Here is a 26,788-nt window from a genome sequence, read left to right as displayed (position 1 = left end):
GGTTCCCTGCTCGGACCGACGTCTGTGAAGGCAAAACCGGTGCATTGTGCCCCTAAATCCCTGTAAAAATTGACCTTGGAAAGGATTTGTAGTTTTGATGGCTAATTGACGGCAAATTGCTACCTTAGACTGGTTGGGGGACGATGCGGGTTGAGGTTCTAACAATTCCGGAAGTGCTGCTGGTGACGCCGATTAAGCACGGCGACGAGCGAGGTTTCTTTTCCGAAACGTTTCGCGCGGATGTTTTGGCGGCGCGCGGCGTTCGGGAAAGCTTCGTCCAAGACAACCACGTGCGTTCTACGCAAAGGGGTGTGCTCCGTGGCCTCCACTTTCAAACGCCGCCGCATGCGCAGGGCAAACTTGTCAGGTGCATGCGAGGGGCCATCCTCGATGTCGCCGTCGATATCCGGGCTGGCTCGCCCACCTACGGTCGGCATGTTGCGGCCGAGCTATCGGCGGCGAATTGGCGGCAGCTGTGGGTGCCGCCTGGCTTTGCTCACGGCTATGTCACCTTGGAGAGCGATTGCGAAGTCGCCTACAAGACCACCGACTATTACGCGCCGGATTGCGATCGGGGCGTTGCCTGGGATGATCCTGCGTTAGCAATCGATTGGCGGATTACGCCCGCCGATGCGGTCCTCTCCGAGAAGGACCGAAAGCAACCGCGTCTGCAAGATATGCAGCCGGTTTTTCAGTATCAAAACTAGATCACTATTAGGGGCCAGGATGAAAGTTCTTGTGACCGGTGGCGCCGGCTTCATCGGATCCGCGGTATGCCGTCACTTCATCGCCGATTTGAACCACGATGTGGTCGTGATCGACAAGCTTACCTATGCGGGCAACATGGCCTCACTGGCTGAGGTTGCATCGAGCGCGCGTTATGTCTTCGAGAAGCACGACATTTGTGATGCCGAGGCGATTCAATCGATCTTCGTCAAGCACCAGCCCGATGCCGTGGTTCATCTCGCGGCGGAGAGCCACGTTGATCGCTCGATTTCCGGCTCGGATGTTTTCGTCAAAACAAATGTGTTGGGCACCTTCACGCTGCTCGAGACTGCGCGCCGGTATGTGGCATCGGGCCGGAACAGCAACGCGAACGACTTCCGTTTCGTGCATGTCTCGACGGATGAAGTCTACGGTTCGCTCGGGGATCTTGGACTGTTTACCGAGACTACGGCGTATGATCCGAGTTCGCCCTACTCAGCGACCAAGGCTGCCTCTGACCATCTGGCGAAGGCGTGGCAGCGAACATATGGGCTGCCGGTGATCGTCTCGAACTGCTCGAACAATTACGGGCCATATCATTTTCCTGAAAAGCTCATTCCGCTCATCATTCTCAATGCGCTCGAAGGAAAGCCGCTGCCCGTCTATGGCGACGGTTCGAACGTCCGCGATTGGCTATATGTGGAAGATCACGCGCGTGCGCTCGGCATCATCCTGGCAAAGGGGCGACCTGGCGAGACTTACAATATTGGCGGCCGTAACGAACGAAAAAATATCGAGGTTGTCAGGCAGATCTGTACATGGATGGATCGGCTCCATCCCGGCGATCGCTCGTGCCACGATTTGATTTCATTTGTGACCGATCGCCCGGGCCATGATCACCGCTACGCCATTGATGCTAGCAAACTTGAGACGGAGCTCGGCTGGCGCGCGCAAGAGACGTTCGAGACCGGAGTTGAAAAGACGGTTCGCTGGTATCTCGAGCGATCGGACTGGTGGAAGCCTTTGCGTGATCGCGTTTACAGCGGCGAGCGCCTCGGCCTTGTGAAGGCAGAGCGTCAATGAGACTTTACGTGATCGGTGGCGAAGGCCAAATTGCCAGATCGCTGCGCGAGGCCGCAGCGCTCGAGAATGACGTTGTATTCGGCTACGGCGCGCGTCCTGAGGTAGATCTTCTGCAGCACTCCTCGGTCGAAAGAGCCGTTGCGGATTTTCGTCCTGACGTAATCATAAACCCTGCAGCCTATACCGCGGTCGACAAAGCCGAGTCCGAACCAGACTTAGCTTTTGCCGTCAATCGGGACGGCGCTCGAGCGGTGGCGCTGGTGGCAGCAAAGCGAGGGCTGCCGATCATCCATATTTCCACGGACTATGTATTCGATGGAAAGAAAAACGGCACCTATATCGAAGACGATGCGGTTAATCCCCAGGGCGTCTATGGCCGATCGAAGCTCGAGGGAGAACGGGTCGTTGCGGAGGTGAATCCGAAACACATCGTGCTTCGCACGTCATGGGTCTACTCCCCATTTGGCAACAATTTCGTGCGGACCATGCTGCGCCTCTCAGAGCAGCGTGATCGGCTGCGAGTGGTCGATGACCAGGTGGGATGTCCCACCTACGCGCCGGATATTGCGCGCGCGATTATTTCTATCGGCCGCCAAGTCACCGGCTCTTCATGGAACTCAAAATTTTCAGGTGTGACCCACGTCGCTGGACCGGACGCTATGAGCTGGCGCGCCTTTGCGCAGCAGATCGTTCGTGGTGCGGCAAAACGAGGAGGGCGCTCGGTTCCTGTTGACTCGATCGCAACGTCCGATTATCCGACCGCGGCCTTGCGGCCAGCAAATTCAGCTTTATCCATTTCGAGGCTGAGGGAGACGTTCGGAATTGATCTTCCCTCGATGAGCGACTCTCTATCGGCCTGTCTTGATTATTTACTAGTGCATAATGGGGGGAAGGCATCATGAAGGGCATCATTCTTGCGGGCGGCAGCGGGACGCGGCTTTACCCGATGACCTTGGTAACGTCGAAGCAGCTGTTGCCGGTCTACGACAAACCAATGATCTATTATCCGTTGTCGACCTTTATGTTGGCAGGGATCCGTGAAGTTCTGATTATCTCGACGCCGCATGACCTTCCGCTGTTCCAATCCTTGTTGGGAGACGGAAATCAATGGGGGCTGTCGCTGTCCTATGCCCCTCAACCAAAACCTGAAGGCCTCGCCCAGGCTTTTATCATCGGCGCCAAGTTCGTCGAAGGCGGCCCGTCCGCTCTCATTCTGGGTGACAACATTTTTTTCGGGCACGGCCTGCCGGCCTTGCTTGCCAGCGCCCGGTCGCGCGCATCGGGGGCTACCGTCTTTGCTTACCAGGTGGCCGACCCCGAGCGTTATGGCGTCGTCTCCTTCGACGACAGCGGCCGCGCGCAGTCGATCGAAGAAAAGCCGAAACAACCGAGGTCGCACTTCGCGGTTACGGGTTTGTATTTCTACGATAACCAAGTCGTCGATATTGCTGCCGACCTACGGCCCTCCGCGCGCGGTGAATTGGAAATCACCGACTTGAATCGGGTCTATCTCGATCGTGCCCAACTGGCAGTCGAACGCATGGGGCGAGGCTTTGCGTGGCTGGACACCGGAACGCCGGATAGCCTTTTGGAGGCTGGAGAGTTCGTAGCAACACTAGAGCGACGCCAAGGGGTGCGGATCGCCTGCCCCGAGGAAATCGCGTTTCGGGAAGGATTTATCGATCGAGACCAACTCGTAAAGCTAGCTGAGGCGTTGGGTAAGAGTGGCTATGGCCGCTATATCATGAGCATCGCCGCGAATGAGCATTGAGTTAGTGACTGATCCGGCATTGGTGCCGTAACACGTCTGTGTGGATCTGCCCTGTCAGTTGCGGGGAGGGGGCAGTTGTGAGCGTTGGCGCACTTGGCAGACCTCATCTCGGTGGGGGCCATCGTCGGGTTAGAGACTTTCTTTGGATCGCGGTCGCGGCGGGTAGCAGGACTGACCGAAAAAAGGGCGTTCAAGTTCCAGAACTCGATTGTTGTGACCTGGGACGTTTGTGGCGGTCATTAGCGCACAGACATTCGAGGTTGCAATTCTTCGTTGCGCAGTAGAAGTTCTGCAATAGATCGGCTAAGCCATTGCAACATAGGGGTAAGCTACCATGGTCGGGACGAGTTTCCTTGGAAAATCTGAGCAATATTTAGAACGTCTTGGACGCGTTCTTGCTTCGCTTGATCGTTCAGAACTCGACGCTGGGGTAGCCGAGGTTGCGAAGGCTTGCGAGCGAGGGGCTCAAATCATTACGCTGGGCAACGGTGGCAGCGCAATGACTGCACTTCACTTCGTGACGGATTGGGGTAAGATGGTGCCTCTGGCTACTGGCCGCCCGCTGTCTGCGCGTTCTTTGGTCGACAACATGGGGCTGATCACCGCCTACGCCAACGACATTTCTTTCCCAGAGGTCTTTGTCCATCAGCTGCGCAATATCATGCGTCCCGGAGATCTGATTGTCGCCATCTCGGGCAGCGGAAATTCGGAGAACGTCATTCAGGCGGTAGATTTTGCGAATGCCAATGGTGGAATTACGCTTGGGCTGATGGGCTTCTCGGGCGGTCGGCTAAGGGAGCGCGTCACGACGCCTGTTTGGGTCCGCTCAAACGACATGCAGCTCTGCGAAGATGCGCACGCGATTTTTGGCCATATCGTGATGCAGTCATTGTGTGGCATCGGTTGATTTGACGACCCGATGAATAGTGAGATGGCGATATTGGATTACGAGCAATCTCCAACCGCGGATGTGGGTCTGCGGTACGACACATTGCGCCTTGCGCTATGGTCAATTGCGACGACCTTATCCGGTTTCGAGACTGACAGTTACCGGAAATGGGCCGCGGAGGAGGCTTTCACTATTTCAAATGTCGGGTCAGATCGTCCCGATGATTTGCCGTGGCTCACATTGATTGTTGCGCATTGCGATGATCGAAATGCATTATCTGACACCCTAAAGTCAGTCTCAACGCAGATCGGGTCTGGTGTCGAGATTATCGTAGCGTGCTCCAGCCTTTCCATCGCGGATCTCGTGCCTTTTGTGGAATCGCTGGAGTGCCCTAGCGTCTCCAGGATCGTGCAGTGTGACGGAGGTTTAGCCAAAGCAGAGGCGGACGCCGTTAACCTAGCGCGCGGCCAATTCATTGCATTTCTGTCGGAGGGCGACTTGTTGGCGCGAGGTGCACTTGCGTGCATCGTCGGCCAGCTCAGGAGTCAGCCCAAGCTCGACATGATCTATTCCGATGAGGATTGGATCGATGGAGAAGGACAGCGTTTGCTCCCTCGGTTCAAAACTGGCTGGGATCCCTACGCTCAACTGGGGTTCGATCTGCCTGGACGCTTGTGTGTGATGCGATTGAATCGGGTGAAAGAAGTTGGTGGAATGCGCGCGGAGCACGCTCCAGCGCACCACTATGATCTGCATTCCCGGCTTGGAAGGCATCTTCGCTCGTACCGGATCTCCCATCTTCCACATATTCTTTGTCATCGTCGCGCCCCCGGCGATGACATTCCTAAGCACGTGCTGGACAAGGCGCTCGCGAAATATGAGCGGGCGGCACGACATGTGGCGGGGTTGGTTGCAGGTGCGCGAGTCGAGCCTTCTTCCCTCGCTCCGTTCATCAACAAGATCGTATTTCCGGTGCCGGACCCAGCGCCACTTGTCTCGGTCATGATTCCAACCCGCGATAGGGCGGACCTTCTACGCAGTTGCGTGAGGGGCGTTCTTACAAATACAAGCTACCCCAACATAGAGCTCTTGATTCTCGACAACGATAGCTGCGAACCGGAGACTACCGAGCTGTTTGTGTCACTTTTGACGGATCCTCGAGTTCGGGTCCTGCGCGTATCCGGTCCGTTCAACTACTCTCGAATCAATAATGTCGGGGCGTCGCGGGCTCGTGGCACAATTCTCTTGCTGTTGAACAACGATATTGAGGTCATCGGCCCTGAATGGTTGGCCGAAATGGTTCGTCTCGTCGTTCGTGAGGATGTCGGCTGTGTCGGCTCCAAGTTACTCTATGCTGACAGATGCATTCAGCATGCCGGAGTTGTCCTCGATAGTAGCCCATTGGCCATGCATGCTTTCCGCAGGTTGCCGGCCGACGCCATGGGCTACGATGCGCAATTGGCCGGCTTGCGCAGCTACAGCGCAGTGACGGGGGCCTGCCTTGCGATTCGACGTGACTTGTTCATGAAAGTCGGGGGCTTCGACGATGAAGGCCTAAAGATCGCCTACAACGATCTTGACCTATGCTTAAAGTCAGAAGAGTTAGGCTACATCAATCTTTGCACGCCGTTCGAGCCTTTGTTTCACCTTGAAGGCGCTTCCCGTAGCAAGAGTGTCTCTCCTGAAAAGGAAGAACAGGATCGAAGAGAACTCAGACATCTGCTGGGTCGCTGGCCGGATCGCTTTCGAAATGACATCGCTGATCATCCAAACCTCAAGTGGGATTGGAATGAAGCAATAAGACTCGTTCGGTTAAGTGAGACGTACGCTGGCGCGATGTCGCGCAGCTTAAATTTCCAAGGACTACTATCATGTTGAAATTTTCAAGCTCAGACAAGGCAGGTCTGCCGCTTGATGGAGCCTTGTCGGCACTTTCGTCGGCAACACTTGATTCTCTCTTTTATGTGCCCGAGCTCGTTGGAACTCCGAGCGCTTGGTGGACGCACGTCCCATTTGCATTCTGGGTGGCCAATGTCTGTCATCCGACGGTGTTCGTGGAGCTGGGAACTCACTACGGCGTATCTTATACGGCGTTTTGCGAGGCGTTTCAGCGCGGCGGGTTTGATACTCGTTGTGTTGCGGTTGATACTTGGAAGGGAGATGAGCACGCGGGCTTCTACGGGGACGAGGTCTATTTCCAGCTCAAAGAAATTCATGATCGTCGATATGGCGCATTCTCGACTCTAATACGCTCCACATTTGACGAGGCGTTGTTTCACTTTTCTGATCATTCCATTGATCTTCTGCACATCGACGGAAGACATCGCTATGAGGATGTGAAGCACGATTTCGAAACCTGGCTTCCAAAGCTTTCACCGCGTGCCGTAGTGTTGTTTCACGATACGAACGTGCATGAGAATGATTTTGGAGTCAGACGTTTTTTTGGTGAGCTCGCTGGCCGGTATTCGGCGTTCGAATTTCTGCACGGTTCGGGCTTAGGTGTCCTTGTCGTCGGAGATGAGGCTCCGGACGCGGTGCGCGCGCTGTGTGATCTAGATGATGCCCGTATCGTCAGTGCGCTGCGGGCGCGCTTTTCCCATCTCGGTTCGCTTTGGCACGCTTTGACGCGGGAGCAGCTGAGCGTTGCTGCCCATGCTCAAGAACGTCTGGAGTTGCAAGCTCGCCTAAAGGCAGAGTTCGAATTGGCAAGCGTACAATTCGGAGAAGAGCGACGAGGGCTGGAAGAGCGGTTGGCTCATGCCGAAGCCAGTTTGCATCAGGCACAGCGTTCTCACGAAAGAGCGTATGCCGATGCGCAAGCCTCTGCGGAAGCAGAGGTTGCGTCCGTAGTCGCGCAGTTCGATGGAGAGCGACGCGAACTTAGAGAAGACTTGGCTCGCGCGAAGGCTGATGTGGAGCGAGGCCGTATCGTTCGCGATCGTGCCGTGAAGCGCATCGTCGACATGAGGCGGACGATCGAAGAAATGAGTCGTGTTTTGCATGCTTCGAAGGAAGTCACTGCCGAGGCGTCCCAAGTAAATGTCCCAGTCGCTGCTTTGCACGCTTCGGTAAAAGCGGTTGAACAGTCCCAAAGCGAACTGTCGGTCGACGCTGTCGCCCCTCAGGCCGCCGAGGCTCACTACACCCCCAAGACCCAACCCTACCGCGTAACGTTAAAGATGCAGCTGAAGAGTTACGTGCGGCCGCTCTTTGGCTTGCTAAATCCTAGAGAAGTAGCTTACGTCAAAATGGTTCGTAAGTCCGCTTACTTCGATCGACAGTGGTATTTGAAGGCTTATCCCGATGTGCTCGCGAGCGGGATGGACCCCGTTACGCATTACGTGTTGCACGGTGCAAAAGAAGGTAGGGAGCCAGGTCCACTCTTCTCCGGCCGAGAATACCTTGAGAAGAATCCTGACGTCGCGGCGGCGGGATATAATCCTTTAGTCCATTTCATTCGCCATGGCTTAAAGGAAGGCAGAAGTTTCCTCGACCTTCACGACCGGCCTTCCAAAGTGGAGTACGCTGTACCTGCTGTCGCGAAGCTTGGACGCGGTGACGATGCGCAATTGACGCTGCTCTATATTTCCGGCGAGGCAAACTCCCCGGGCAACTTTTACCGTGTTGTGCGCTACGTTGAAGCAGCGCGAGCTAACGGCGTTGATGCGAGCTGGGTGGACGTCGCCGATGTAACTGCAAATTCACCCACGCTTAGACCTAATCAAGTTCTTGTCCTATGGCGCGTGCCCTGGAACCAGGCCATCGCCGATCTCATCGATCGGGCGCGCGAGCTTGGAGCGCAAGTTGTTTTTGATGTTGACGATCTTATGACCGAGCCCGATCTCGCTAAGGTATCGGTGATTGACGGTATTCGATCACAATCGCTGCCTGAGGACGGAGTTCGAGCGCACTACGCCAGCATACGACAGACGATGTTAGCAGCCGACCGCTGCTTTACAACCACGCAAGAATTGGCATTTCATTTGAGGTGGGCCGGAAAGGTGGTGCACGTTCTCCCAAACGGATTTGACCAACAAACGCATGATATCTCGCGTTGGTCAGCCCGCAATTGGCTTTCAAGGAAGGACGACTTGATCCGGATCGGTTATGCGGGAGGCTCTCGCACGCATCAGCGCGATTTTGGATTGCTGGCAGAGGCCATCGCTAAAATCCTCCGGGAGCATCCTAAATGTCGTCTCGTCTTGTTCCAGACCGTCGACAGGACAGCAAAGCTAGTTGATGTCGAGGAGTTTCCGGTACTCGAAACCGTTCTCGATCAGATTGAGTGGCGTCCGCTTCAACCTTTGTGTGATTTGCCAAACGAACTAGCTCGCTTTGACATCAACCTCGCACCGCTAGAGTTTGGAAATGATTTCTGTGAGGCGAAAAGTGAATTGAAGTTCTTCGAAGCGGCGCTGGTCGAAGTTCCGACTGTGGCTTCGCCGACCGGGCCTTTCCGGCGCGTGATCGATCATGGTGTTACCGGTTTTCTAGCCGCAAGCGCGGATGACTGGTACCATTCACTCGATCTTCTCGTTCGTGATCCAAGCTTGCGCGCAAAGGTGGGGCGCTCGGCCTACTACAAAGCGCTTGCTCTTTACGGCCCACGACAACGCGGCTTGCAGATGGGGCGCGTCGTTGAGCAGCTTCACGGCGGCGTCCGTGCAGCGCGTGGGTTCGCGCTTGATGCGCAGCTTGCATCCAAGCCCTTTACGGCACCGAAGGTTTACCCTTCGGAGACCGTCTTCGAAAGTAACAAAGGAGGTTGGGCGAACGTTTCGGTCGTCGTTCCACTCTACAATTATGAGGACTACATCGTCGAGGCGCTTAATTCGGTCGCGGCGCAGACTTTGGTGGATATTGACCTCGTTATTGTCGATGGCGATTCTACAGATCGCTCGCTAAAAGTCGCGAAGGCTTGGGCGGAAAAGAATGCCAAACGTTTCAATCGTCTAGTATTGCTGCGTAATCAGGCGAATTATGGCCTAGGGCCGTGTCGCAACTCCGGTTTCGATGCCGCCGACACCCCTTACGTGCTGTTGCTTGACGCCGATAATCGTCTCTTGCCGACCTGCTGTGAGAATCTGTTGCGGAGTATCAAAGCCAGCGGGGCTGCCTACGTCTATCCGACGATACAGCACTTCGGAGCATCCCAGGCTTTAATATCGAACGTCCCCTACGAGCCTCATCGTTTTGTGGCCGGCAATTACATCGATGCGATGGCTCTAGTCGCGAAAGAGGCATGGGCCATGATCGGCGGTTTCGAGCATGTGCGTCATGGTTGGGAAGATTACGACTTCTGGTGCCGACTTGCAGAAATCGGACTCGTAGGCGAATGGCACCCGGAAATTCTGGCAGAGTATCGGGTCCATGCGAATTCAATGATGAAGGCGGAAACGACGATACCCGAGAACTACCGAAATCTGATGTCGAAATTTGAGCAAAAGCATCCTTGGGTATCATTGGTTGATCGTCAGACCTCGCTCTGGAAGACAATAGCTGTGGGTACGTTAAGTGAGAAACCTAGCCGGCTGGATGAACTCTTACCTATCATGAGATGTCCTTTGACAGGACAAAAGCTGATGTACTCGGAGGACCGCAAAAGTCTGCTCAGTCAGGACCGTACACAGAAATGGCCCATTGTTGATGGCCGACCGGCGCTGGCACGTGAACTGACAACGCCGGAGATTCGTCCTCCTGACCTTATCAGTAACGAGGTTCCTGAGGGCGCGATGGACATCATTCGCGAAACAAAAGGTCGCGTTCTGAATCTTAGCGCTGGTGGTTCCGCTAGAAAGTTCAATCACGTGGTGGAAGTCGAATACGCGATCTTCCGGCACACGGACGTTCTGGCCGATGCTCACCAGCTGCCCTTCGATGACGAGAGTTTTGATGCCGTTATCTCAATGAACGCATTCGAGCACTACCGCGATCCCGGTCGTGTTGCGGCTGAACTGTTTCGAGTGCTGAAGCCAGGTGGTAAACTGCACGTACGAACTGCTTTCTTGCAACCACTCCATGAAAAGCCTTGGCATTTCTACAACTGTACCCGATACGGTATGGCTGAATGGTTTAAGGCATTCGAGGTGACAAAGCTTGACGTGTCCAGCAACTTCTGTCCCAACCATTCTATTGCATGGCTGGCTTCCGAGTGCGAGGGCGCGCTGCAATCCGATGTATCGGCCAAGTCAGCGGAAACCTTTGCCAACGCGCGGGTGCGCGAAATTGTTGACCTATGGCGAAACCCCGCGCTTAGATCATCGTCGTTGTGGGGTGATTTCGAAAAAATTTCACAAGATAAGCAGGAGATAATTGCCGCCGGATTCGAGTTGATTGGTCGTAAGCCCGATAGGCGGACGGTGGGGAATAACGCAATGAAATCGTAAAAAGTCGTGACGTCCCGATTGCTATGAGCGTCAATTTCAAAACCGAGGCTGGACGAAATGATAGCGGCGCGAGAGTTCGTTATCATCTTTCTTGCCGGAACAGCAAGAAATTAAGTCGGCGCTCCGGCAAGCCGGCGCGAACAGAAAATACCTTGAGGACGTGATGGCCGCGCGTAACATCCATATTGTGACTGGTGGAGCTGGCTTTGTCGGCTGCCACTTGGTGAGAGCGTTGATCGCTCAGGGGCACGATGTGCTTGCCCTGGACAATCTGTCCCGGGGTCGCGAAAGTTATATTACTGCGTCTCGAGCAAGTGGGCACTGTGACTTTGTTGCGGTTGATTGTTCAGATGTGCAGAGCCTTCAAGCTGTGATCGGAAGGGCGTTGAGCGGACGGCGGGCCGCAGCGATCTGGCATATGGCTGCCAATTCAGACATCCCGGCAGGAACGATGGATCCATATGTCGATCTGCGCAACACGTTCATGACTACCTTTTCATCGCTTGAAGTCATGAAGGTGTTCGGGATTCCTGAATTTCATTTCGCGTCGAGTTCGGCTATCTACGGCGATTTTGGTGACGCGCTGATCCGTGAGGATAGTGCTCCTTGCAAGCCGATCTCGAACTATGGCGCGATGAAGTTGGCATCCGAAGCTCAAATATGCGCCAGGTTAGAAGCCTTCGGGCACAAAGCGACTATTTTTCGTTTCCCAAATGTCGTCGGCGCTCCTGCGACGCACGGCGTGATCTATGATTTCATAAATAAGCTCAAGGTCAATCCGCGATCTCTAGCTGTCCTCGGTGATGGCACTCAACAGAAAGCTTATCTTCACGTTACGGATCTCATCCAAGCCATGTTGTTTGTCGCAGCGAATTCAAAGGAGAAAGTTGGGATATACAATATTGGCCCGCGCGATGAAGGGGTAACTGTTCGCTTCATTGCCGAATGCGTGCGTGATCAAATATCGCCGCGGGCTGAGATCGTCTATGGTGTCGGTAACAAAGGTTGGGTCGGGGACGTTCCACGTTTCCGATATTCGATCGACCGTCTCGTCGGCTTGGGATGGCAACCTGTTAGAGATTCACGACAGGCTGTACGGGCGGCCGTTCGCGATATTTTGGCGACCGCATGAATTATCGGCAAGCTGTCATCCTTGCTGGAGGTAAGGGAACGCGCTTACGTGAGCGCCTTGATGGGCGTCCGAAACCCCTGGTTGAGATCGCTGGAATGCCGCTGCTTGGACGGCAATTGGCAACCCTACGCCAGAAAGGCTTCACTAACGTTATTGTATTGGTCAATCACGCGGCCGGTCTGATCGAGGAATATTGTGCAAGCGCAGCATTCGCCGATCTCCGCATTACTACGCTGGATGATGGAGAGCCTCGTGGGACAGCAGGCGCGTTATTGCACGCGTTTGATCATCTCGAAGAGCGATTTCTGGTGATCTATGGTGATACGTTATTTGACGTCGATCTGGAACGCTTTTGGCAGGAACATTTGAAACGACAAGCGGTCGCAACGCTGTTTTTGCATCCGAATGATCATCCCTTTGATTCTGATCTTGTAGAGATTGATGAGGAACGGCGTGTCACCAGATTCCACCCAGCGCCTCACCCAATAGACGGCTGCTTGCGCAACCTAGTCAACGCAGCGTTGTATGTGATTGAGAAAAGCTCGATTGCATTCTGGCGCGACGTTCCGGCACCGTCCGATATCGCTCGCGATCTGTTTCCCGCGATGCTCGACGCAGGCGCGCCGTTACGGGGTTATGTGAGCTACGAATACATCAAGGATATTGGTACGCCAAAACGTCTTGATAAGGCGGTTAGTCACCTGAAGACTGGGGTCGTCGCGCGGGCGCGGCGAGACCAGCGTCAAAAGGCTGTTTTTCTGGATCGTGATGGTACGATCAACCAATTGCGTGGTTATCTGTCGCGCCCTGACGAAATATTTTTATTGGATGGCGTTGGGCAGGCTGTGAAGTGGTTGAACGATAACGAATACCGCACAGTGGTGATAACCAATCAGCCAGTCCTCGCCAGAGGTGAGGCAAGTTTTGACGATATGAGGCGTATTCATGGAAGGATGGAAACTCTACTCGGTCAGGATGGTGCATTTCTCGATGCGATATACCTCTGCCCCCACCACCCAGATAAGGGATTTCCGGGCGAGGTGCCCATTCTTAAAACGAACTGCCTCTGTCGTAAGCCTGAAATCGGGCTAATCGAATGCGCACAATCGGATTTGAATATCGACTTAGGTAAGTCTTGGTTCGTTGGCGATACGACCGCTGACGTGTTGGCTGCATCGAAGGCTGGTCTGCTATCGATTTTGGTTGGAACCGGAGAGGGCGGCCGCGACAACAGATATCCTGTACGCCCAGATTTTACTGCCGATGATCTTCTCGGTGCGATTCGAATAATTGAGAAAATCTTTCCAACCTTGCACGATCACGCATCAGGAATAGCCGAGCAATTGCTGCCCGGCGCTTTTGTGATGGTTGGGGGGCTTGCGAGGCAGGGAAAATCTTCGTTCGCGTCGGCTTTAAAGTATGTGTTACAAGCCCGCGATAAAAGCGCTGAGATCCTTTCTCTGGATGGGTTTCTGCGTGAGGAACGCGCGAGGCTCCCCGGCGTTTTGGGCCGGTATGACCTTTTAGCGGTTCAATCGCTCCTCAGGCCTTGGCTGTTGGGAAGTGCGCAGGCAGCTATCCCGGTCCCAATTTACGATCGTTTCGTGCGCGGTCCATCGACTGTGCACCTTCAACTATCCTTGCAGCCCAATACGATACTCATCGTAGAGGGGGTCCCAGCGTTGCATATGTCCGTGACGACGGATCGCCCTGTTTTGCGGATATTTGTCGATGGAGCCGAGGAAGAGCGAAAAGAACGCGTCATTAGAGACCTCATGTGGCGCGGCCACAGTTTCTCTGCTGCGGAGACCATTTACCGCAACCGTCTGGACGACGAAATCCCAATCATACTGTCTGAGCGCGACCGAGCTAACTTTGTCGTGCAACTCTGAATTCAAGAAGAGTGATTCAAAATGATCATCAGTCGAACTCCGCTTCGAATGAGCTTCGTGGGCGGCGGGAGCGATCTGCCGAGCTTCTACGAACGATTCGGAGGAGCCGTGCTGAGCACTGCAATCGATAAGTATGTCTTTGTCACTTGTAATCCAAAATTCGACAACGGAATCCGCGTTGCCTACTCTAAAACGGAGGAGGTCGAATCGGTTGATAACATAGAACATCGTCTCGTTAGAGAAGCAATGAAACTCCTGAAAATCGACGGTGGAGTTGAAATAACCACTATCGCAGATGTCCCATCCAGAGGGACTGGATTGGGCTCTTCGAGTTCGTTTACGGTCGGTCTACTCAACGTGCTCTACGCCTTTCGAGGCAGCTACGCTTCGGCGGGCACACTTGGAGCGCAAAGTTGTGAGGTGGAGATAGATCTGTGCGGCGAGCCAATCGGGAAACAGGACCAATATGCTGCGGCCTTCGGCGGAATGAACCTAATTGAGTTTCATCCGCATGGCAACGTTGATGTGACACCCATCGTCATGCCTTCGCAACATCGTAAGATATTGTCGCGCCGCATTTTAGCGTTTTACACCGGCGTCACGCGTTCTGCATCTGGTGTCCTTCAGAGTCAGTCAGACAATATCACGAACGATCAAGACAAGCAGAAAACTCTGCGGCGCATGGTTGAGCTTACCTACGAACTTAAGCGGGAGCTAGAGACCGGAAACCTCGATAGCTTCGGCGAGATACTTCACGAAAATTGGATATTGAAGCGTTCGCTCGCTTCCGGCATTTCAACTAGCGATATCGACGCTTGGTACGAAACCGCTGTGAGGCACGGAGCCACGGGCGGAAAGTTACTTGGCGCTGGAGCCGGCGGATTTATGATTTTTTACGCGGATGAAGACAAACACGAAAGGATCGTAAATTCGTTGCGTGGGTTGCGGCGCGTATTCTTTAATTTCGAACCGTTGGGAAGCCGAATTATATTCTATAATCCATGACCCATTCCGCAAACCGGCCGTCCGATGGTGAGATGTTTCAAAAACAAGACGCGGATTGTCTTACGCAACTTCGCAGAATCGCAAAGAACTCGGTCGAATTTCTCTCTGTCTCGTGAATGCTCTCCACGACGAATGATGTCAGGCCGATCGTCCGTAGAATTTCGATATTCTTACGGAAACTGCGCGGCGTGAACTGCCAGGCGTGGACATCGATGTAGCCGCCCTTGGCGTCCTTCCACGCCGCAAACACCGCTTCGAATCGCGCTTTGGTTAGAGGCACCATTTCGCCATGGTCTGCACGCCAATGCCGCGCTGGCTCGTTGTGGGCAATCTGCGTCCAGTGCTCCATGATCGAGCCAAAGGTGTGGACATGGCGCTCCGTCGCATACGCATCAAGAATATCGGCGATCGACGATTCCGGCAGGAAATGATCAAAACAGTAGCGTTTATCCGGTATGATTAGGAAGTATCGTCCGCCTGGCTTGAGAATTCTCTCGACATGTTGGAGATGACGAACGAGGTCGGGCTGATGCTCGATGCAGTGACTGCTCAAAGCGGATTCAAAATGCCTGTCGACAATGGACAGATCGCCGGTTGGTGAAACAAAATCGATGTGCGGTGTTCTGCTGGTGTCTTGGTTTAGCCCACTAGCCCGCGCGATTAGCTGGTCGCGGTTCAGAACTTCGAAATATGAAACGCCTTCGCCGACAATTTGTGGATTGTGAAATGGTCCAATCTCAAGTGCCGGCCTAGCTATTGAGCTCACGAATTGGGCCCGATTCATTTGCATATTCTTTGTGCTTGTTTAGGTGTGGACCAAGCTAATTACAGGCAGATAGATTGCCTCGCAAGCCTCCTTCGGTAACGTTTGGCACGCGATCATTCGGGATGGATGTTACCTGCCCTTGGTCGGCCGGTTATTTCAGTTGTCGCGGATATCGTTGAGGTGCACTTCAAATCCTGGGAGCGGCCTGCGCGTGAGCGCCTTCATGAGGTCGCTTGCTGCTTTGATATTCTTGGTTGCGATGCGCTTGATAAGGCCGATGTCCAGCTCTCCCTTTGATAGGATTAGCTGGCACTCGGACATTTCAAAAGAGTGGTTATCGTAGGTGTGCGCGACCCTGATGGTCGTATCGTTCCAGCCTTGCCTTTGCCATCGGTCAACCCACCACTGCCGATTGAAGAGCAGCCGATGTGGCGGGTCCGTACGCATCCGACGGGCGCCGTCTTGCGTGACGCGAGGTAATTCGCGAAGCGTGTAGCCTTAAGTGTATCGCTCCGGTGAAAGCCGCCTTGCAGAGTGAGATGGATGGTGAAGACATAGGCGTATGACTGACCATATGCCTATGCCGAAGGTTTCCCGACTTGAAGTCGTCTCGACGGGCGCCCGACGCCGTTGGACTTTGGAGGAGAAGCAGCGGATCGTTGCCGAGAGCTACAGCGGACCACGATTGGCGTCGGTACCCGATCACCCCGTCAACAGCGTAGCCGACCGGCTCCCCGTGGAATTGGAGGGCGATCCTCCAAAGCGGCTACTGCCTGAGCGCCGCGACAGAGCGGCGCTGCCCAGGGGGCACGCCGGACATATACCTCGTGGCGCGAGCTGATGAGTTCGAACAGCCAGGCTGGTCTCGGTCTGGTGTCCTTGGTGACACAGGCAAGATCATCGATCGAAGCGATCGAGACGATTGATGGCGGCCTCGAGATCTGAGCTCGCGGCCAGCCGTTGGAGCTTGTGCACGAGGTCGGTGGTTCGGGCGAAGAAGACGCGCAATCCGTTCTCGATCAGAGTGTGAGACTCCACGCCGCGGTCTGTCCGGCTCTCGTGTCGCTGTCGGCGAGTTGCTTTTCTATTCCGGCTCGACCAGTGTCGCTAGGACCGCTCCCGTGACAACTTGGATGGAGAACGAAATGAGTCAGTTATGGTCCGACTTCCTCACGAACGATCAGCGGGTGATTCACAAGTGGAAACACTATTTTCCAATATATGAGAACCACTTCAGGCGGTTCGTAAATACCGACGTGGTATTTCTTGAAATCGGTTGTGGCCAAGGAGGTTCGCTACAGATGTGGAAGCGCTATCTAGGTCCACATGCACGGATCATTGGGCTCGATATCGAGCCCAATTGTGCCGCGTTTGCCGAGGATCAGATTGACATCCGGATTGGTGATCAATCGGACGAGACGTTCCTAGGCGGTATTCTGGATGAATTCGGACCGCCCGATATTGTGCTCGACGACGGAAGTCATGTCATGACCCACGTCAACGCTTCATTCTCATACCTTTACCCGAAAATGAGTCGAACAGGTGTGTATATGGTTGAAGATCTTCACACGGCCTACTGGGATGAATTTGAGGGCGGATTGCGACGCAAAGGCAGCTTCGTCGAACGATGCAAAGATCTGATCGACGAATTGAATGCGGATCATGCTCGTGGGACTATTGATCAGACCGCATTCACTCGGTCGACATTATCTATGCATTTCTACGATAGTGTGACGGTTTTCGAGCGCGGGCGACACACGGTCAAACACGCTCCGCAGATCGGCCGCTCAATATCTTGATGTAAATTGTACCAAGTGGTTAAGCGGCGTAGTCGCGAGCGTTGAAGCGTATCCATCCGCCGGTTCTCACCGAAGCGGATACGAGAACTCGCCTCTGCTCGGGCAAAAGGAAATCGCGTAAGGCTCTCCGTTGTTCCGTCCTCGTGTATTACATCGCCCCGGCTGCAACGGGATAGAAGGTGACCTACCCCTAAGTTTTCATCTAGCGGTAGTTAGAGTCTCGGGGGTTTGTACGCCTTGCGACGCGGTGGAAGCAACGGGCGATCGGCGGAGTTGGTTCGGGGTTGCGCAGCCGAACATCCGTTGCGGTGAGAGAGGCGGCGTAGGCCGCGGGCGTGAGGTATTGCAGCGAGGAATGGGGCGTTTCGCCATTGTAGTCGGCAACACATGCCGCGAGTTTGGTCCTGGCATCGTCGAGACCGAAGAACAGCGTCTCATTCAGGAGCTCGTCGCGCATCTGGCCGTTAAAGCCCTCGACGAAGCCGTTCTGCATTGGTTTGCCCGGTGCGATGGAGTGCCAGTCGATGCCGGTTACCACTCGCTCGCGAGCAGCAGTAGCGAGGACATGGGCGTGGCGGGTGGACCGATGGGAAGCTCATGGTCGTTTTCGACAGTCTGCAGACACCTCGGTCGATCTCGGCGCGGCGACGTTCGGATGCTTACAACCATGCACACGTTGTCGGCAGAGATCTATTTCTCTGAACAGATACGCCCGACGCTTTTCCGCAGCGACTAACATCCCCTCGAACATCAGAAGGTTCGCTCGCGCTTGGATAAAGACCTCAAGGTTCAGCGCTTGCTGATCAAACCTGTAAGCCGCCAGACGGACCTCGATTTCGCGCGCGGAGTCATGATCGAAACGCCAGCTCAATGCGTTTTGACGCGTATGGCGCTTGGCATCCTCGGCGAACTCGGGCGCAATTCCCGCAAGGTCGATGCGCCGCAGTGCGGCCTCGATCGCGTGCTGGCGGTGATCCTCCATCAGCGCGTGGCGCAGCAGTCGGTAGCGGCGAATCTCCCACGAGAGCTCCGCGATATCGATGGCGAGCAGCCATTCGAGGGCCGATCGCGGCGCGATGTCGGCGAAGACGGCCTGCTGCAGCGCATTATATGCTTCGACGCTCTCGCCGGGCAGCAGCAGCGGCGCGGGCTTTAAGGGCTCAAGCTCCAGCGGCAGTGCGGTGACCTCCAGTTGTCGGGCGGCGGGGATAGGCCCGTTCATGACGCGGCAGCCTCCCGGCCGACTGGGGGGGCACCGTTGTCAACCGTCGTGCGGGTTTCCTGGACGGGACTCGCCAGCCAAAGCTCCTTGGCGAATGGGAGCGGCGCGATCTGCAGATTGGCCCACCAAGCCCTTTCGTTCCCGTGACGATGCAGATCCTGGTGGTGAGTGCGGCAGAGCGGCACGGTGAACTCATCGCTGACCTTGCGGCCGAGCGCCCGCGGCTGAGCGAACTTGACGTGGTGGGCGTCGGTCGGAGTCTGTTTGCAGACGAGACAGGGTTGTCCGCGGACAAAGAGGAGGTGCGCCTTGCTGCGCCTTCGGGGGCTATCCTTGGGGAAGGCAAGCCCGGGCTCGGGGGCGTCGGGCAAAGCTTGGGCCTGGCCGACTTCGGCGTTTGCCGCAGCTTTCGGCTGAGGCTGCGGCGCAGGGATTGGCAGCACCGATGCGGAGAGCTCGCTGATAGTTTCGCTGGGCGCGGGGGGCGGGGTCTCAAGCCGCCGTTCGTAGGCCGCCTCCACGCGCCGGGCATCGTCCTCGAGGAGAGTGTTCTTGAGCGGCAGGCTCGCTTTGGCCCAGGCCAGCAGGGCCTCGGTGGAATGTGCGGCCTCGAGCTGGATTAGCAGCCGCGCGCAGAGCTCGGCCGAATGCTCGGGCCCAAGCACTGCCGGGCGGTTGAGGACCCGCTTGGCGGGGCGCTCCTTCGGTCTAGGGATGCTCTGGGGCTCGGCGAGCGGCGAGCCGGCCACCGCGTCGGGGGCGTCGAGATCGTCCTCGCCGGCAATCCCGACCAAAGCAAACAGCGCGTAGCGCCGGGCATAGGTCAAGGCCGCGCCCATTCGGTGCGGCGTCTCGGTGTCCTTGGCGGCGCAGACCGGAAGGTCGGAGGAGATCCACTCCCCGGAGGAATGGGCGAGCAGGGTGGTCAGGTGAATCTGCCCGCTGGCCGCCTCCAGGCGGGTGGTTTGGACGGTGGCGATTTCCTGCTGGCTTAGGCTTTTGCGGACGATGTCGAGGCCAGAGGCGAGCGAGGCGTAGCGGAAGGTCCGGTCATCCTCCCGGGGGAAGGGCGAGCGGATCATGGCGATCAGCGTCTTTTCGGGGTTGACGAGATCGGCCTGGGCCCGCGCAAGGGCGCCCGCGATGGTGCCGATCCGTTCACTGGACTGCAGCATGGGTCGTCTCCACCTCGATGGCATCGAAGCTGATGGCGCCGGATTTGGACCGCTTGGCGCGCACGCCGTGGCCGGCTGCCTCCTTGGCATCCTCGGGCACGAGCGCCTTCAGCTCGGCTTTCGCAGCTTCGTGGTCGCCATGGGCGAGGCGGGTGCGCAGATAGGTTGCTGCCAATTCGGCCCAGAGATTGGATTCGCTCATGTCGACGATCTTGACCGCGTCCAGCCGCGGCCGTGGTGCCTCGATGTTGAACGGGACGGGAGGCTCGCCGGTCTTGACGCAGCGCCAGAATTTCTTCTCCGCGGTGAGCAGAAGATGCTGATAGAGCGGATCGGCATGGATGTTAATCTCGATCCATTTGCCGCCGCCGGTGATGATGGACAGCACGGCCGAGCGCGCGGCCACCACCCACATGTTGTGCTGCAGCTGCGCCATGTGCTTGTCGGCGGCGCCCTCCTCGGTGAAGGCCCAGGGCAGCATGAACTTGGCTTCGAACACCGCGCTGGTCGGTTCGACGATGCCGTCGAGCGTTGCCGCCATCCATGAATGGACGGGGTGACGGACGCGTCTCTGGATGTCTCTGACGGTCTGGCCGCTGTTGCGCTGGTACCAGCAGCGATTGAGCTCTTCGGTGGCGGTACCGAGCTGGACGATCAGATTGCCTGACAGGTCCTCAGGCTCGCTCTCGCCGCGCTTTTCCTGCCACAGGCGGATAAGGTCCGCCTCATCGTTGCCCATGATGATGCGGGCATCCGAGCCGCCGATGAAATGGCGACGATCGGAAGGGCTGAACTTGATTAGCTGGAAATGTGGCTCCGTTGCGCCACGGGTCTCAATGGTACTCACCGGTCTCTCCTGATGTGAACAGCGCGGCGATGGTTGCCGCACTGCCCAAACCCCGCGGGATGCGAGGTGAGAAACCGGGGCCGTTTTGTGCCCGGCCGACTCAGTAACGCTCCGTTTGCCGCACTTTTCCAGTCCTTTCTGCAGCAACAATCTTGCTCTTTTGCCCGGCCAAGCTTGATGCGGATAGCGGATCGAGCGAGGTGGCGGGCGTGGCCGGCTATTGGGGAGAATGGGGTATGGCGTCAGATCGACAAATCGAAGCCAATCGGCGAAATGCAAAGCACAGCACGGGCCCGAAGACAGACCAAGGAAAAGTTCGGTCAAGCCGGAATGCGCGCCGTCACGGGCTGTCGCGGGTGACGGCCTATGACAGCGCGCAGATGGACGCGTCAACGCGTGCGATTCTCGATCGGCTGGAGCAAGAGACGTTGGCGATCGAGCCGGCTGTCATCGTGGGCGTCCAGCAGGAGCTCGCCCGCGTTCGCGCCGTTCGTTATGAATTGCTCGCCGCATTCCTCTTAGCTCCGAACACGGCGCTGACAAAACGCATTGGCGGCCTTGCGCGTTACGAACGTGCGGCCTTTGCGCGGCAGAGGCGGGCCATGCGATGGGACAAGCTATGAGGACGCTGCGCGAGAAAACCCATGCGCATCACCCGAGAGCAAATCACCTCAAGGCCGCGTTCTCGAAGACGGCCACTCACCGTCAATCGGAGCTCGTCGTCTGAGCGGCGGTCCCTGAAAATCGGTAAATCGGTCCATTGTTACACGACCGGGGCCCGTGAATTGTGCACGCCGCCGATAAAGCCGCTCGGAGCGGCTGACAAGACCTTGGCATTACTGAGCTTGTAAGGCTGTATTGTCGAGTGACACCTCCGGATCGGCCTCGGGAGTTCACGACGGTTCAGAACGGTGAAACTTGACCTTGGCAACGCCGCTTAGATTGCTAAGCTTTCTGCCTGCGACAGGCAGGGGCTATGCCAATGAGCGAACGTAAAGTCAGCTCAACGACTTTGACCGTAACCTACTCTGAAACGCTCATCCGTCCTGATGGGCGCGCGGCCATTATGCTGGAGACCCGGGAACGCGGTCCCATTGCGTTCGAGGTTGACCTTGAAGCCATTGCTGCGCTTCGACGGCACTTGACGGTCGCAGAACAGCATAGCCGGCAAAGTAGCCAGAATCAGACCCGCAACTAAGCGCCCTTCGTTCATAGCGCATCCCGCTTCGGTGGGGCGGCCTGCGTTAGGATCCTGCAAAATTTCATGGCTCAAATGAGCCTTCGAAAAATACGTAATCGACGTAAGGCAAGTGCAGGCATCTGCTTGCAGTAACATCGTCAAAGCGGACGAGTGGCCTTCGCGCGACAGAGCCGCAAGACAGAATCCGCCCGACATCGGCACACAGAATGTTTCCGTGGTTCTCCTCGCGTGAACAGAGTTCCGACCTTGTTTGGTTTCAGGGCCTGGACTGAAACCCGCGGACGCATCCTCAAACGCTAATTATTCGTGAATTGCTCCGCCGATGCCCGGCAGGAATACTGCCTCCTGCGATGATGGCGATGTTTTTGATTACCGGGTGTATCGGCGTTTTGGCAGTCGGAGCCACATTAGCCGTCATCGTCTATTTCGATGCTCGGGCTGAGCGAAGAAACCAATAATACGCTCGCCTTGTAGGGCGCGCGGCGGTCGGCGAACACGGGGCCGAACCTCCGCGCCCATGGTATCACCGCCCTAGACGGCGGGCGATGTGCCGCCGGCTTCTGCCGGCTGCGCTTTCCGCAGACCTAACGTAGCGCCTTCTCTCGCGCGGCATTCAGGTCTGCTTTCGCGCGCGCGATTTCATCGTCGGTAGATGTTCGCCCCGGAGGCGGCTCACCGAGGTTTCGTGCCCACGGCTCGCCAGCGAGCGGTGTAGCGGTTTGCTGGTGGGAGCTGGCGCAAGACACGAGAAGGCTTAGGAGAGCAACTGCCCCCGAGTACGCGAAGACCTAGTGAGCCGTCTTCATTGGTCTGCATCAGGCTCCCTTAGGCGCACGGCGTCAAGCGCTTCAATGATCGGGGATCGTCGCTGTCCAGGGCTTTACCGGCTCCGTGATTGGCCGACCTTGCGCTTTGGCAGCAGCCGACTGGCGTTCACGCGCGGCGCTCAGTTCATTCAGGAGCTTTGATTGCTGGTCGGCCGTCATCGCGGGGTGTTTGCGCGGCTTCGGCAAATCCTCAACAGGAAGATAGCTGCCCGGTTCGGCGGTCATTTCAGCTCGGGCATCCATCAACGATGAGTCAGTAAATGTCGCACAACCGCAGAGCGACGCACTCAATAACAGCATTCCTGCGGCAATTACTGTCCTCGGCAGGTGGAGATACACAACAAACATACATGGCCGTTTCGGCAGCCATTGCGGGTCAATTATGTCCGTTGACAGTCTTCCGAGAACCGGTTTGTCGCGCGTTAAGCGAGAGTTACGACCAGCTATCCGACAGATGCTGAGCGCCACACCCTTACCGCTGCGGCGCTGCGAGAAATGCACTGGGGCAGTATGGTCGGGAATCTGGAAATGGCTTCATTCGCGCGAAAGTCGAGGACGTCTTTGGCGGTTGATTCTGCGCTGCAAGAGTAGTCATTGTGATGCTTTCTCAAGTATAAGTCGGAACAGGTGTTGTCCAGGATACCATTTTACGACATTATAAATTTATGACGTCAAAAATAAATAGCGTTAGAAATTCTAAGCGCGGCAGGCCATCTGTGGATAGCGAGGCCATCACCGTTCGGATGACGGTAGATGCGCTGCGCGTTCTGGACGGCTGGCGCCGTCAACAGGAAGACCTGCCCGGACGGCCAGAGGCAATCCGCAAGCTGGTCGAGATCGGGCTTAAGGCGAAGAAGTAAGTGGATTTGATCAAGGCCACGCTGGGATCATTGCAACTGCCACATTGCCTCATCGCGGCAGGCGTGTTGCTGGTGATCGTCGGCCTAATCGGGCGAGCGAGCCGTAGGCAACGGAAGGCAAAGGACGACGATGCCGAAAGTGCGGGGACCCCTGAACCACGTCCTCGGGCACCACCGCTGCCGGATCTTCTTGACTCCAGACCGCGGAGGGACCGGCGCGAGTCCTGACTGACTTCGCTCGATAATCGGCTAGTGACACGACAGTCTCCCGAAGCTTTCGCTCCGGGACCTTACCATCCGCTGTTTGCCACGGTACATAACAGACAGCATTCAAACGTAATCTACGCCTCATCAACTGGAAGGTGACTAAAGGCTAACGGCCGGCCCTTAAGCTTGCCAAAGGCTAGCTGCTCCACCCCGCCGCCCGCGATCTGTTGAGGCGTCCTAATCCTCACGGGCGAAAGATTTGAAGTTGACTTGTCGGTTCGCAAGAGCGGTGCACGTGAAATCCGAATTGGCTCGAACTCCGCCGCCGGGCGTCGTCGCCTTTGCCGTCTGTTTCAGCGTCTTGGCGTGGCGCTGCAGGGCGCGCCTTGTTCGTCCGCACCTTTGGGCAGGGATGGTTCGCTCTTCTTTCCAGATGCGCTCCAGCGAGGCTACGGCGCCACATTTGAGCAGTACGGTGGATATTTTCACGCGCTACCTCGGCTGCTCTCTGCGACCTTCGTGCATTTGCCTTTAGAGCAATATGCGCTCCTTATCAACTTGAGCTGCCTTGCAATCTACGCTGCCGCAGCGTCTCTGCTCGCGCGGCGCTCTCATAGATCTCTCCTGCCGAGCGACGGTTTGCGCGTGACCGGTGCCGTTGCTCTGTGCTTCCTGCCAGGACTCTGTGAAGTCTTGGGCAACGTTGCCAATTTGCACTCCGCTGTTTTTCTCGCTGCCATGCTGCTGAGTCTAAAGGACCTGGACAGTCCATTGCGTAAGTGGGAGGTGGCGCTATTGCTCTTTATCGGCGCAACGGCCGGGGAGGTGATGGTGCTCTTGCCGGTGTTCATTCTGAGAAGCTATCTGCGCTGGCATCGGAACGACGGTCTTCAGGTGCAGGCAATGGAATGGAGCGCGGTTACTATCATGCTCGGCTGGGCGCTGCTCAATAGTTATATGGCAAGCGCTAACAACTTACAGTCGGACGCTGACGTACAATTATATGCTCTTACGGCTGTCAGCACACTCTCGGCCCGCTTTCTTCTCCAGCCGCTGTTGGGAGACAAGCAGACGCTCTGGATGTATTCTCACTTGGCCATAATGACCTCGGTATCCTTGGCGCTTTTCGCCGTGCTGGCCTGGAGGCTCCTCGCCTCGCGCAACCGTATGGTGCCGGTCCTGGTGCTCGCTGCCTTCTGTGCCTGGGCTATATTGCCCCTGACTTGGATCGTGCGACCTGGAAGCATTACGCTCCACCCCTTCCTGCGCCCTCCTAATCTTTCGGTTTTCGAGCATCGCTACGCATGGACGGGCACGCCTCTGGCTGTCGTGCTCTGGTTGGTCGTCGTGCAGCATTGGGAGCCACCGCGCAGACGGCCATCGTTGGCCACAGGGCTTACTCTGCTAATGATCGTATTCATATGGCATCGTGGAGAGCTAACCCCTTTTGGGACCGAACAGGACTGGAGAGCCACGCTTGCGAAGCTTAGGAGCGTTCATCCAGGACAGTTCGGCGAGGCACCGGAGAACCCTGAAGGTTGGAAGATTGTGGTGAAGGGCCCGGTGCCTTGAGGTCGGGCGGCTCGCTAATCCCCGCAGCGATGGTGGAAAGATCGATGTTTGGCAAAACGAAGCCAAAAGGGGCGGACGAGATACTGCTTTACGCGCGCCGTGGAATGGTCTGCTGGATCCCTTGACGGGGGCGAAGGCTGATCTGGTATGATGCGATTTTGAGGAATTTCTGTTGGTCGAAATTGCCATCCAACGTCAGGGGGCCTCGGTTCGTTTGTCGATCTTGATGGTCGCCCTCATCCTAGCGGGATGCGCAACTAGCCAAACCGAATATGCATCTTCGCCAACAACAGGAAGATGGAGTCCACCCCTCTCCGTGCCGGCATCTAGCTCTGCCATGCGAGAGCTGACGCTCTCCGAGCGCGCTATCCTGGCAGATGCCTTCTCCGCGAGCTTGAACGAGCCGCAAAGCGTCAAATTTAAATGGACGAAGATCCCGGCGATCGCAGGAAGGGATCGTCGATCGATCGACTACTGCGCGCAGCTGGATGCTAAGAATGATAGCGGCGCGTATCGAGGAATGCAGCCCTTCTTAGCCACGGTAGTCATTGAAAACGGCATCGTAAGGGGCGGTGCGATTGCGGCACTATCGAGTGAAGTCTCATCTCAGAACCGAGCAATCATCCCAAGGCTGTGTGAGCAAAAGGGCCTTGACCCGTTCGGCTAAGTTCTTTTGTAACCGTCGCGCCGTCCACGGACTTTCGGCCGCGCCGCGTACCCTCGCGGTTACATCCATAGCGCCGAGGCACAGCTAGGACATGCAGCGCTCGCGTCCATCAATAAGGCGCCCTCAACGGAGGGATACGCAACAGCATCCGGGTCACTCACTCTATGTGGCCAACCATCACGCCGAGTGCCAGCTGCAGGGTGGGGCGCGGCCCGTCAACACGAACCGATCAGCCGGCATTGCAGGTGCGCTGCACCGCGTGTTTTGTGCGGAACCAACCCTGCTTTGTCCAGTTAGGTTGTTTACGTATCAGTCGGGGATTCGAACACCATGGCTAACCCAGCAGACGATAAAGATTCGGAAGGTCGCCGCCACCGATCGATGGTTCCGTGGTTAGTCGTGGCCCTCGTTGTCGTCATCGCGGCCGGCGGCTTCCTCTGGATGAAACGTGACACCGAGCCGAAAGCGGTGACCAGCGCGTCGCAAACGTCGGTATCCTCGCCGCAAGACCAAGCGCTCGAACAGACGAAGCAGGCCTTGTCGTCGCTGCAGCAAACGGTGCAAGACCTTCAGGCGAGCCAACAGAAACTTGCCGATCAGATCGGTAGCGTGCAGCAAAACGTCTCTGCCCAACGGGGCGAGCAGAAACTGTTGTCTGATCAGTTGGGCGCGCTCAGCGCGCGGGTGGACAACCTCGTCTCAACAAAGGCCGAGAGCCAACCTGCAGCAGCGCCGCAAGCTGCTCCACAGCCGGCCAAGCGCACCAAGCGATAGTCGCTGCT

Annotated in this window: 23 protein-coding genes and 2 pseudogenes; 17 read left to right on the top strand and 8 right to left on the bottom strand. The window is 56.4% G+C overall.

The features are described 5' to 3' along the window. Nucleotides 1–143 precede the first annotated feature (143 nt). The 10 genes from rfbC (at nucleotide 144) to ACVW1B_RS21360 (ending at nucleotide 14,863) form a co-directional block, all read left to right on the top strand. Nucleotides 144–707: a dTDP-4-dehydrorhamnose 3,5-epimerase gene (rfbC, locus tag ACVW1B_RS21405; RefSeq protein ID WP_456822183.1), complete on the top strand. Its 564-nt coding sequence runs from the start codon at nucleotides 144–146 to the stop codon at nucleotides 705–707. A gap of 19 nt (nucleotides 708–726) precedes the next feature. Then, the gene (gene rfbB / locus ACVW1B_RS21400; RefSeq protein WP_456822182.1) at nucleotides 727–1,788 is read left to right on the top strand and encodes a dTDP-glucose 4,6-dehydratase; all 1,062 of its coding nucleotides are present in this window, start codon (nucleotides 727–729) and stop codon (nucleotides 1,786–1,788) included. Continuing rightward, nucleotides 1,785–2,690, top strand: coding sequence for a dTDP-4-dehydrorhamnose reductase (rfbD, locus tag ACVW1B_RS21395; protein WP_456822181.1), 906 nt, complete (start codon nucleotides 1,785–1,787; stop codon nucleotides 2,688–2,690). The genes rfbB and rfbD overlap by 4 nt, the downstream gene beginning before the upstream one ends. Beyond that, complete coding sequence (gene rfbA / locus ACVW1B_RS21390; protein WP_456822180.1) at nucleotides 2,687–3,559, top strand: glucose-1-phosphate thymidylyltransferase RfbA; 873 nt, start codon at nucleotides 2,687–2,689, stop codon at nucleotides 3,557–3,559. Before rfbD ends, rfbA begins: the two co-directional genes overlap by 4 nt. A gap of 334 nt (nucleotides 3,560–3,893) precedes the next feature. Continuing rightward, nucleotides 3,894–4,466, top strand: coding sequence for a D-sedoheptulose-7-phosphate isomerase (locus tag ACVW1B_RS21385; RefSeq protein WP_456822179.1), 573 nt, complete (start codon nucleotides 3,894–3,896; stop codon nucleotides 4,464–4,466). A 24-nt stretch (nucleotides 4,467–4,490) separates the two neighbouring features. Next, nucleotides 4,491–6,326 carry a glycosyltransferase family 2 protein gene (locus tag ACVW1B_RS21380; protein ID WP_456822178.1) on the top strand — a complete coding sequence of 612 codons (1,836 nt, stop codon included), beginning with the start codon at nucleotides 4,491–4,493 and terminating at the stop codon, nucleotides 6,324–6,326. Beyond that, entirely contained in the window at nucleotides 6,320–10,834 is a 4,515-nt protein-coding gene (locus tag ACVW1B_RS21375; protein WP_456822177.1) for a class I SAM-dependent methyltransferase, read from the top strand. Before ACVW1B_RS21380 ends, ACVW1B_RS21375 begins: the two co-directional genes overlap by 7 nt. A gap of 163 nt (nucleotides 10,835–10,997) precedes the next feature. Next, nucleotides 10,998–11,966, top strand: a complete 969-nt coding sequence (locus ACVW1B_RS21370) for an NAD-dependent epimerase/dehydratase family protein (RefSeq protein WP_456822176.1) — start codon at nucleotides 10,998–11,000, stop codon at nucleotides 11,964–11,966. Next, nucleotides 11,963–13,858, top strand: coding sequence for an HAD-IIIA family hydrolase (locus ACVW1B_RS21365; RefSeq protein WP_456822175.1), 1,896 nt, complete (start codon nucleotides 11,963–11,965; stop codon nucleotides 13,856–13,858). Before ACVW1B_RS21370 ends, ACVW1B_RS21365 begins: the two co-directional genes overlap by 4 nt. A gap of 21 nt (nucleotides 13,859–13,879) precedes the next feature. Next, on the top strand, nucleotides 13,880–14,863 hold the full coding sequence (locus tag ACVW1B_RS21360) for a GHMP family kinase ATP-binding protein (RefSeq protein WP_456822174.1): 984 nt from the start codon (nucleotides 13,880–13,882) through the stop codon (nucleotides 14,861–14,863). 37 nt (nucleotides 14,864–14,900) lie between these two features. On the opposite strand, the gene ACVW1B_RS21355 is transcribed toward ACVW1B_RS21360, so the two are convergent. The 3 genes and pseudogenes from ACVW1B_RS21355 to ACVW1B_RS21345 form a co-directional block, all read right to left on the bottom strand. Next, a complete protein-coding gene (locus ACVW1B_RS21355; protein WP_456822173.1) occupies nucleotides 14,901–15,647 on the bottom strand; it encodes a methyltransferase domain-containing protein in 747 nt (248 codons plus the stop codon). A 138-nt stretch (nucleotides 15,648–15,785) separates the two neighbouring features. Further along, a complete protein-coding gene (locus ACVW1B_RS21350; protein ID WP_456822172.1) occupies nucleotides 15,786–16,076 on the bottom strand; it encodes a hypothetical protein in 291 nt (96 codons plus the stop codon). 377 nt (nucleotides 16,077–16,453) lie between these two features. Then, nucleotides 16,454–16,652: pseudogene (locus ACVW1B_RS21345) on the bottom strand (hypothetical protein); the annotation flags it as partial. A gap of 122 nt (nucleotides 16,653–16,774) precedes the next feature. Here ACVW1B_RS21345 and ACVW1B_RS21340 point away from each other — a divergent pair. Further along, entirely contained in the window at nucleotides 16,775–17,428 is a 654-nt protein-coding gene (locus tag ACVW1B_RS21340) for a class I SAM-dependent methyltransferase (protein WP_456822171.1), read from the top strand. 202 nt (nucleotides 17,429–17,630) lie between these two features. Here ACVW1B_RS21340 and ACVW1B_RS21335 read toward each other — a convergent pair. From ACVW1B_RS21335 to ACVW1B_RS21320, 4 genes and pseudogenes are all read right to left on the bottom strand, one after another. Then, a pseudogene (locus tag ACVW1B_RS21335) lies at nucleotides 17,631–17,954 on the bottom strand (integrase core domain-containing protein); the annotation flags it as partial. A 69-nt stretch (nucleotides 17,955–18,023) separates the two neighbouring features. After that, nucleotides 18,024–18,650, bottom strand: coding sequence for a hypothetical protein (locus tag ACVW1B_RS21330; protein ID WP_456822170.1), 627 nt, complete (start codon nucleotides 18,648–18,650; stop codon nucleotides 18,024–18,026). After that, on the bottom strand, nucleotides 18,647–19,825 hold the full coding sequence (locus ACVW1B_RS21325) for an ERF family protein (protein ID WP_456822169.1): 1,179 nt from the start codon (nucleotides 19,823–19,825) through the stop codon (nucleotides 18,647–18,649). Before ACVW1B_RS21325 ends, ACVW1B_RS21330 begins: the two co-directional genes overlap by 4 nt. Further along, complete coding sequence (locus tag ACVW1B_RS21320; protein WP_456823054.1) at nucleotides 19,809–20,624, bottom strand: YqaJ viral recombinase family protein; 816 nt, start codon at nucleotides 20,622–20,624, stop codon at nucleotides 19,809–19,811. The genes ACVW1B_RS21325 and ACVW1B_RS21320 overlap by 17 nt, the downstream gene beginning before the upstream one ends. A 284-nt stretch (nucleotides 20,625–20,908) precedes the next feature. Here ACVW1B_RS21320 and ACVW1B_RS21315 point away from each other — a divergent pair, with 284 nt between their 5' ends. Beyond that, nucleotides 20,909–21,295, top strand: coding sequence for a hypothetical protein (locus tag ACVW1B_RS21315; protein WP_456822168.1), 387 nt, complete (start codon nucleotides 20,909–20,911; stop codon nucleotides 21,293–21,295). Between the two features lie 359 nt (nucleotides 21,296–21,654). After that, nucleotides 21,655–21,870, top strand: coding sequence for a hypothetical protein (locus tag ACVW1B_RS21310; protein ID WP_456822167.1), 216 nt, complete (start codon nucleotides 21,655–21,657; stop codon nucleotides 21,868–21,870). Nucleotides 21,871–22,721: 851 nt separating this feature from the next. Here the strand turns inward: ACVW1B_RS21310 and ACVW1B_RS21305 are convergent. Next, complete coding sequence (locus ACVW1B_RS21305; RefSeq protein WP_456822166.1) at nucleotides 22,722–23,048, bottom strand: hypothetical protein; 327 nt, start codon at nucleotides 23,046–23,048, stop codon at nucleotides 22,722–22,724. Nucleotides 23,049–23,416: 368 nt separating this feature from the next. Here ACVW1B_RS21305 and ACVW1B_RS21300 point away from each other — a divergent pair, with 368 nt between their 5' ends. The 4 genes from ACVW1B_RS21300 (at nucleotide 23,417) to ACVW1B_RS21285 (ending at nucleotide 26,780) form a co-directional block, all read left to right on the top strand. Next, nucleotides 23,417–23,560 (top strand): hypothetical protein, encoded by a 144-nt coding sequence (locus ACVW1B_RS21300; RefSeq protein ID WP_456822165.1) that lies wholly within the window; start codon nucleotides 23,417–23,419, stop codon nucleotides 23,558–23,560. 477 nt (nucleotides 23,561–24,037) lie between these two features. After that, on the top strand, nucleotides 24,038–25,339 hold the full coding sequence (locus ACVW1B_RS21295) for a hypothetical protein (RefSeq protein ID WP_456822164.1): 1,302 nt from the start codon (nucleotides 24,038–24,040) through the stop codon (nucleotides 25,337–25,339). Nucleotides 25,340–25,511: 172 nt separating this feature from the next. Then, the gene (locus ACVW1B_RS21290; protein WP_456822163.1) at nucleotides 25,512–26,006 is read left to right on the top strand and encodes a hypothetical protein; all 495 of its coding nucleotides are present in this window, start codon (nucleotides 25,512–25,514) and stop codon (nucleotides 26,004–26,006) included. Nucleotides 26,007–26,336: 330 nt separating this feature from the next. Next, the gene (locus ACVW1B_RS21285) at nucleotides 26,337–26,780 is read left to right on the top strand and encodes a hypothetical protein (RefSeq protein WP_456822162.1); all 444 of its coding nucleotides are present in this window, start codon (nucleotides 26,337–26,339) and stop codon (nucleotides 26,778–26,780) included. The last annotated feature ends 8 nt before the right edge of the window (nucleotides 26,781–26,788 follow it).

The organism is Bradyrhizobium sp. USDA 4502 (genome assembly GCF_054063355.1).
Note: the sequence above shows the minus strand (reverse complement) of the source record. Positions and strands in the feature narration are given on the sequence as shown.

Bases quoted from the DNA above. Each gene is read 5' to 3' on its own strand.
- rfbC (WP_456822183.1), top strand. From the start codon at position 144: ATGCGGGTTGAGGTTCTAACAATTCCGGAAGTGCTGCTGGTGACGCCG.
- rfbB (WP_456822182.1), top strand. From the start codon at position 727: ATGAAAGTTCTTGTGACCGGTGGCGCCGGCTTCATCGGATCCGCGGTA.
- rfbD (WP_456822181.1), top strand. From the start codon at position 1,785: ATGAGACTTTACGTGATCGGTGGCGAAGGCCAAATTGCCAGATCGCTG.
- rfbA (WP_456822180.1), top strand. From the start codon at position 2,687: ATGAAGGGCATCATTCTTGCGGGCGGCAGCGGGACGCGGCTTTACCCG.
- ACVW1B_RS21385 (WP_456822179.1), top strand. From the start codon at position 3,894: ATGGTCGGGACGAGTTTCCTTGGAAAATCTGAGCAATATTTAGAACGT.
- ACVW1B_RS21380 (WP_456822178.1), top strand. From the start codon at position 4,491: ATGGCGATATTGGATTACGAGCAATCTCCAACCGCGGATGTGGGTCTG.
- ACVW1B_RS21375 (WP_456822177.1), top strand. From the start codon at position 6,320: ATGTTGAAATTTTCAAGCTCAGACAAGGCAGGTCTGCCGCTTGATGGA.
- ACVW1B_RS21370 (WP_456822176.1), top strand. From the start codon at position 10,998: ATGGCCGCGCGTAACATCCATATTGTGACTGGTGGAGCTGGCTTTGTC.
- ACVW1B_RS21365 (WP_456822175.1), top strand. From the start codon at position 11,963: ATGAATTATCGGCAAGCTGTCATCCTTGCTGGAGGTAAGGGAACGCGC.
- ACVW1B_RS21360 (WP_456822174.1), top strand. From the start codon at position 13,880: ATGATCATCAGTCGAACTCCGCTTCGAATGAGCTTCGTGGGCGGCGGG.
- ACVW1B_RS21355 (WP_456822173.1), bottom strand. From the start codon at position 15,647: ATGAATCGGGCCCAATTCGTGAGCTCAATAGCTAGGCCGGCACTTGAG.
- ACVW1B_RS21350 (WP_456822172.1), bottom strand. From the start codon at position 16,076: ATGCGTACGGACCCGCCACATCGGCTGCTCTTCAATCGGCAGTGGTGG.
- ACVW1B_RS21340 (WP_456822171.1), top strand. From the start codon at position 16,775: ATGAGTCAGTTATGGTCCGACTTCCTCACGAACGATCAGCGGGTGATT.
- ACVW1B_RS21330 (WP_456822170.1), bottom strand. From the start codon at position 18,650: ATGAACGGGCCTATCCCCGCCGCCCGACAACTGGAGGTCACCGCACTG.
- ACVW1B_RS21325 (WP_456822169.1), bottom strand. From the start codon at position 19,825: ATGCTGCAGTCCAGTGAACGGATCGGCACCATCGCGGGCGCCCTTGCG.
- ACVW1B_RS21315 (WP_456822168.1), top strand. From the start codon at position 20,909: ATGGCGTCAGATCGACAAATCGAAGCCAATCGGCGAAATGCAAAGCAC.
- ACVW1B_RS21310 (WP_456822167.1), top strand. From the start codon at position 21,655: ATGAGCGAACGTAAAGTCAGCTCAACGACTTTGACCGTAACCTACTCT.
- ACVW1B_RS21305 (WP_456822166.1), bottom strand. From the start codon at position 23,048: ATGTTTGTTGTGTATCTCCACCTGCCGAGGACAGTAATTGCCGCAGGA.
- ACVW1B_RS21285 (WP_456822162.1), top strand. From the start codon at position 26,337: ATGGCTAACCCAGCAGACGATAAAGATTCGGAAGGTCGCCGCCACCGA.